We start from the raw sequence: 7201 nt of genomic DNA, 5'->3' as shown, positions 1-7201 counted from the left end.
ATAATCTTCCAATGAGATTATATGATTTGTATTCACGATTCAATCAGAAACAGATTAAAATAATAACTTCCATATCTGTGTATAATACAAATCAATTCAACCTGTCTGACATAAAAGAATCAAATCGATTCAATGAGATTCAGAACATAGAAAGCACTGTTTATTATAACTGGGGGGGGGGGTAGCTCTACATTACCCTCCCATCCGTCCTCCACCGAAGTTCTTTCAAAGTCAATGAAAATCCTAGATTATGACAGGAGAAAAAATGAAATATTTACTGATGATACTCGTGGTCATTGCAGCAACACAGGTAACAGCGTCAGGTGTTTATGATATTATCGAATCTCTTGCGGAAAGAGCTGAAGAAGCTTCGGTTTCATCGGAAGTGGAAGTAATTGAGCTTTTCCATGCTGAAACCCCGGAAGAACTTGAAGCTGCCTTAACCGATGGCTATCCCATGCCCTGGCTTGAAGAGATACTTAATGATGAAAGTATTCCCGAAGAAGACAGATACTGGCTGGATTGCAGAGTGAGGGCAGCGATAGCACAGGATCTCCATCTGTTCTACGATAGAGAAGGTAATCCAATACATGTGGAAGCTGCATGGATAAAACCTTCAGAAGGTTACTGGAGAGAATCGTTTATGATTTCACCAATAGGAGACCAGTCTTTATCATATCCTGTTGAAGGTGGGGGACATTTACATGGTGAACCTGGTTCTCTAGTTGATTCATATGGAAATGAAATTGGTCAATATAGTATTACCGCTCTTGGCTTTAGAGGATCAAGAGATGGTTCTCTATTCACTAGTTCATTGTGCAGAATACATGGACAGTATCATCTTGTATTACTTTATTCAGACAAAAATTATTTTGTATCTTCTATAGAGATGGATTATGGCAGATGCGGAGTAAGTCAGTCCGGTGAATATGTGATACTTGCAGCTCATGGTTCAGATGATCCATGGGGAGATGATGATATCCCCCCCAGAGCAATCCTTTTGAATAGATCGGGAGAAGTGGTCTGGGAGACTGAACTGAAGATGCCCCCTATTGGTAACCCAACACCCGTTATCTCGCCCGATGATAGATACTGTGCTGTGGTTTCGCATGCATCCAGTGCAGAAGACAGACTGAATTTGCTGCTACAGGTTTTCGATATGGAAACAGGGCAGGAAGTCTGGAGGTTAGAGGAGCCAACAGGAACGAGAGTAACTTTCTCACCAGATGGTGGAACAGTTTTCATTCACGGGAAAATTAATGAATCTCATGCTATCCATATTTCTACTGGAGAGGAATTATGGAATGATAGCAGGATATCAGCCGCTACCCTTGAATATTCGGAAATTAGATATCTGAAAGGTTCCAACAACGCTGAATATCTCATAGCAGTAATCCGTCAACAAGATGCTCCAACAGAAGACTGGTTTCTGGCCTTATTTGATAATCAAGGTCAAGTACTGGCAGTTGATCATATCAATAGCAGTATGGATGTATCGCCAAACGATTATTTTGTCATTTCGGGGAATTATCCTCCAAGAACAGACTACTCTGACTCATCAGTATCTGTATCCAGGATAATCAAGGCAGGTGAGTAGGATGAAGGCGGTATCATTGTCCATTGCACTTTGCTGTGTTCTTCTATCGCCTGTATTCGCTATTCCCTGGCCTTTGGGTGATGGAGCCACGGGCTGGGAGAGCATTTTCCCGGTAACCAGTACTTATGGCAATTTTGATCAGAGTCTGTTCTGGGTATATGTTGATTCAACCTATAATCTATACAATTTCCACAATGCCATCGATATATCTTTCGCTGCTGCAGGCACTGAAAACATCAGAGCTGTGCAAACCGGGATTTTCGAAGATTGCAGACCAACAGATACTACAGAGACCGAATGGTTTTGCCAGATCTTTGCGGAGGATTCCACCTATGGCTGGCACTATGGTCATTTGCAGGGAGATGATGGCGTTCCCTTGAGTTTGGATTCAGTACAAGTGGGCGTTGACATATGCACATATGGCGATCTTCTCGGCACCATGTCAGATTCGATCCCTGAAATGCATCTTCATTTCTTCCGAACTGATCAGCACACATTCACTAACGGCAATGTAGGTATAGATAATCCACTTGATTATCTGGATTCAATCCCTTCTGGTGTCAATAACTATACGTGGGAGATACTCACATCAACTCCTGCTGTTTTCTTCCTTCCTCAGCGGGATGCCATTTACGGAAGTGATTCATGGACGGTATTCTACGATCCACCAGACAGTCTATCTCCTGGAGGTAATCCAGGACTGGTCAGAGCTGATACATTGGATCGAAGTGAGCTTTCAAATGCAATTGATATTTTCTATGGATGCAATGCAAAAGGATACCCGCAGGGTTCCTCCGTTAACGATTCGGGTATACCCCAGAAGATACTGTGGTCTCTACTGGGGTGAAATGCTGTTTCCGATTCATGGGAATCAGTATTTACTAGATATGTCATCGATTTTGATGGAGAAATAGGAGCTGCTCCTGAACACTGGAAGGAGTTCCGGCGTTTCTATTTTCCATATTTCGCGTGGCAGCTGTTCTATTCATCAGAAGGAACCTACATTTCCTGCCTCACCAACTGCGGAGATGCTGAGGCCTGGAACGGCATCAACAATATCGATGAGAACTGCTGGCAGACAGATTCAGACAATCAGTTTTCAGGAACGACAACCAATCCAGTTCTTGCAGCTTTTCCTGATGGCCCCTACAGGATAGATGTAACGAGTTACGCGTGGGATACTACTGTTACTAATCCTGTTTCGTTGGATATAGAGCTTCACAACTTTTCCCCTGTAGTTGAGGAGGTTGTAATAACCTGCGAAGGCAGAACGATCTGGCAGGCTTTCTGGACAGCGGACGGATTGGAACCTGATTGGCACAATCCTGTTGATCTTGCAGTTCTTCCGGATCAGACTCTTGATGTAATGGTTGTTTTCTCGGAGCCGATGGATACAACATCCGTTACCGTTACGGCTGGAGTTTTATCACCATACAACGATATTACGGCATCTGACGCTGGATTGAACTGGAGCTGGACGAACTGTCCTGAGGAACCTGAGTACAAAGACACCTGGCATGGTGTTTTTAATGATCTTACCGGCTGTACTTTCGGGAGAATGACACTCAGCATACAAGCACAGGATCAGGATGCCAATGATCTGACTGATCCATCAGTTACCATTTCTGATGGTCGTTACAACGACATCCATCACAGTTTTTCGGTTATGGGCTCCCAGCCCGGCTGGCCGGTAACACTCAGTGCCAAAGTCTATGGATCACCTGTACTTGGTGATCTTGATGATGACGGAGATCTTGATGTGGTTATTCAGAGTACGGATGGCTGGGTTCATGCTCTTTCGGACAGTGGCAATACAATTAACGGCCATTGGCCGAGAGAGTCCGGAATCTGGGGTGTTGCCAATGTATACTCAACGCCATCAATAGTTGATCTTGATGGAGACGGAGACAACGATATTCTTGCTGTGAAGGAGAATGGGTGTAATGCCTGGGATGTTGCTACAGGCAGCAGTATTTCCGGCTGGCCTGTTACACTGGGTTTTCCTTCTCAGGGTTACTACCCCACTCACACATCTCCTGCAATTGGGGACGTTGATAATGATGGGCATCCGGAAGTGGTTATCTGTCGCTGTCTTTCCGATACAACTCCAAGTGAGCATACGGTGTTTCTGTTTGAGCATACTGGATGGGATGCTACCTGGAGTGTGAATCTTGATTACCCTGGAGGTGAATCAGTAGCAAGCACTCCTGCGATCGGGGATGTTTCATCTAATCATTCCGGTCTTGAAATAGTAGTATGTACTTCCGATGATTTCGGTTATGCATGTGATCTTACTGACCAGAGGAATTATAACAGTGGAATTTATCTTCTGGATCCTGATAATGGTGATATAATCTGGGAGACTTACTTCAATTGCCATTTCTACGCTTCCCCAGCGGTAGCAGATATTGATAATGATGGTGTAAACGAAATTATAGTGGGTACTTGTGGAGGTTCTTATACAAAGAAGGTTTTAGTACTCAACGGTAATACCGGTGCAGTGGAGCATACCTGGAATGTAGGCGGCTGGGTAATGGGCCCCGTAGCCATTAGTGATATTAACAGCGATGGATGTCCTGATGTGGTTGCATCCGTTAATGGAGGAACGGTTGAGTGCTGGTCTGGTGCTGATTATCTGCCACTGGTAGGATTTCCGGTGACAGTTGGCAGTAATCCTTCAAGAGGTCCATCCATAGCGGACATCGATGGAGATTTCAAGCTTGAGATAGTAGTCGGAACGGCCAGTGATTCACTGTACGCCATCAAATTTGACGGCACTATCTGCAGCGGCTATCCTGTAGCCTGCGGGAATGGAGTTTACGGTCAGGTAGCCCTTGGCAACATCGATGACGATGATGGTCTTGAGATGATATTTGCCGATGACAGCGATCCTGTACTTTACTGCTACGATCTGGGTGCGGGTTCATTCCCAGCAATGATGCCGTGGCGCCAGTTCCAGCATGACAGCTGGCATAGCGGGTTCTACAATGCAGATAATACGATACCTGAACCGCCCACCAATCTCAGCGGTGAGATAACGTATACCGGAACCGGTTGTGAAGTTGATCTTGAGTGGGATCTTTCGGTGAATGATCCATGCTCATCCAGTCCTGAGGAGCCCACGGATGTGATAGCATATATGATAATGAGAAGGTTCTCATCGTCTCTTAGGTTCAGACCAATTCAGAAAGTCCAAGCAGGAGACAGTTCATATACTGACATCTTTTCTACCAGTCCCATGAATTCACAGGTATTCTATGCGGTAGTTGCTCTGGATGGAACTAACGAGTCCGCTTACAGCAATATCATCCAGTTTTCCACCAGCCCTTCAGGAGTTATCTCCCTTGGCTGTTCTGTGATTGAAGAGTTCAGTGATAGAATAGAACCTCGAACAACAGACGAGTTATCTCATAATGATAGAACATCGATTAGTGAGAGAACGTTTGAAACAATACCAACCGCAGCGCTTGATGCACTTCCTTCAATCGGCAATCCTGGCTGTCTGACTGATGGTTCAGTAGAAGTCTGCTATGAACCATCTCCGGGAGCAGATGCGATTGTAATCGATCTTGGTGAGGAATGTACTGTAACATCAGTCATTCCCGAGAGAATATCAGACACTTCTCTTGATACAAGCGCACGGAGAGTTGAATCCGTTCGAACAGATGAGACTGTCCATGAAGATGAGTTTTCTCTGATAATCGAAGTCGCCGGTTCTGATAGGGAGTTCTATCTATTTGCGGCTGAATCACCGAACAGTTCAGAGAGTATCCGCTATGTCAGGATACGTGGAGCTTCCGGTCTTTCAGAGGTCAGCGTTTACGGAGAACGGGAATCTGAGAAAACATCCTCATCCGTTGAGATTACCCGCAGTGTTGAAGACGCAGGCTGGATGTTCACCATACCTGTAGTTGAATATTCTGAAGAAGCTCTGGTGAAGATATTTGATGTTTCCGGCCGCATGATCTGGAGCGGTCAGTGTGAATCGGGGAGTATTCTTCACTGGGACGGTTATACAGATGATAGAACACCTGTACCCAATGGAGTATACCTTCTTCATTGCAGCATCGGTTCTGAGGTCAGCACCGGGAGTTTTGTCGTGAGGAGGGAGTAGCGTAAACAATAAGCATTTGTAAACCACTTCTTATAAAAGTGGTAACTTGGTTTTGTTGAAGCCCCCACTTCTTAAAAGGAGCGGGGGCTTTTTCTATTCAATTATGAACACGCTACATAAGGCTATTCTACGCCAAGATCCTGTGCTTTCTGCATCGCATTAATGGCGTCATTTCTCCGGCCGAGTCTACTGTAGGTGCTGGCCAGAAGTTCCCAGTAACGGGCATTATCAGGATCGAATTCGAGCGCTGTTTCAAGGGCTTCCGCAGCTTCATCATCCATTTCTTTCCTGCTGTAGCAGGCGAACTTGGTATAGTAAGCGTTTCCCAATGCATCATTCGACAGACCCTCTATCATTATCGCAGAATCAAGCATCGATAGAGCTTCGTCATAATTCTCCATAACGAAATGAGCATGAGCAAGTGTAGAAAGAACTATGAAATCATTTCCAATAAGATCCTGAGCAGCGTTAAGCTCGTTGATAGCCTGATCGAAATTTTCCATTTCGATATAAGCGTATCCTTTAGAGATCATCATATTTGCCTTGAGTTCGCTGGCCTCTTCAGGATCAAGCCAGCCTTCTGATACACCCAGCTCAATCTGAATGAAAGCTTCATCGAAAATGCCAATTGCGGATTCGTAATCACCTTCAAGCATATATGTATCAGCTATCGCTTCAAGTATATCAACATTAGTCGGATCAATTTCGATTGCTTTGAGATATTCAGCCTTTGCCTGCTCAAGAAGACCAGGGACATCTTCTTCAGGAGCATTCAGGGATATAATGCTGAGGACACTTCCAGAATTGTATAGAGCCTGTATACATGTGGTTATAATCTGGTCGAGATTCTGAGAATAGAAATTGGCCATATATGGATCGGACGTTTCTGAAATCTCATGTTCCAGGACTGGAATAAGAGCCAGTGCTTTCTGGGAAGCGGTCTGGAAAGACTCAAGCGCAGCAGCATGGTCACCGTATACATTGAGATTGATGTCACCCATCATAAGATCAAAATCAGGTCTTTCAGGAATGATTTCAGCACCTGTTTGCAGAAGTTCAACTGCTGAATCAATGTCTCCTTCGTTCATAACGTAAGCTGCAGCGTTGAAGAAAGTAAACCAGTACTCTGAAATATCAAGTTTGCCTTCAGTATCAAGTTCCCAGGTTTTCTCGAATGATTCCGAGGCATTAAGCCACCGGTTCATGCTCACCTGTGCCCGACCTCTCCAGAACCATATTTCAGCGTTGAGCGAGTCACCTTTGGCAATAACACTGTCAGCAAGATGAATAATGTCTTCATATTCCTGATTCTGCATGTGAACCTTCATGCCGGTTACAACCGGTGACGAACAGGCTGCAATTGTCATAAGAAGTGCAATCATTGTAACGATTACGTGTCGATTACTTATCCATTTACTCAATGGGAGCCTCCATTTCAGATGTTTTTCAGTTATCATACTTAAAAATGCGATTGTTAAATCTGACAATAC

Annotated in this window: 4 protein-coding genes; 3 read left to right on the top strand and 1 reads right to left on the bottom strand. The window is 44.6% G+C overall.

The features are described from left to right. Positions 1–265 precede the first annotated feature (265 nt). The 3 genes from K8R76_07200 to K8R76_07190 all read left to right on the top strand — a co-directional run bounded on the left by K8R76_07200 (position 266) and on the right by K8R76_07190 (position 5711). Positions 266–1597, top strand: coding sequence for a PQQ-like beta-propeller repeat protein (locus tag K8R76_07200; GenBank protein ID MCD4847960.1), 1332 nt, complete (start codon positions 266–268; stop codon positions 1595–1597). Position 1598: 1 nt separating this feature from the next. Next, a complete protein-coding gene (locus tag K8R76_07195) occupies positions 1599–2444 on the top strand; it encodes a hypothetical protein (protein ID MCD4847959.1) in 846 nt (281 codons plus the stop codon). A 357-nt stretch (positions 2445–2801) separates the two neighbouring features. Continuing rightward, entirely contained in the window at positions 2802–5711 is a 2910-nt protein-coding gene (locus K8R76_07190; protein ID MCD4847958.1) for an FG-GAP-like repeat-containing protein, read from the top strand. A 122-nt stretch (positions 5712–5833) separates the two neighbouring features. Here K8R76_07190 and K8R76_07185 read toward each other — a convergent pair whose 3' ends face one another. After that, on the bottom strand, positions 5834–7132 hold the full coding sequence (locus K8R76_07185; GenBank protein MCD4847957.1) for a tetratricopeptide repeat protein: 1299 nt from the start codon (positions 7130–7132) through the stop codon (positions 5834–5836). Positions 7133–7201 lie beyond the last annotated feature (69 nt).

This window comes from Candidatus Aegiribacteria sp., from assembly GCA_021108435.1.
Lineage (GTDB): Bacteria > Fermentibacterota > Fermentibacteria > Fermentibacterales > JCC-6 > Aegiribacteria.
This window is presented reverse-complemented; position numbering and strand designations above follow the sequence as displayed.

Coding starts and splice junctions, on each gene's coding strand:
- K8R76_07195 (MCD4847959.1), top strand. CDS start 1,599: ATGAAGGCGGTATCATTGTCCATTGCACTTTGCTGTGTTCTTCTATCG.
- K8R76_07200 (MCD4847960.1), top strand. CDS start 266: ATGAAATATTTACTGATGATACTCGTGGTCATTGCAGCAACACAGGTA.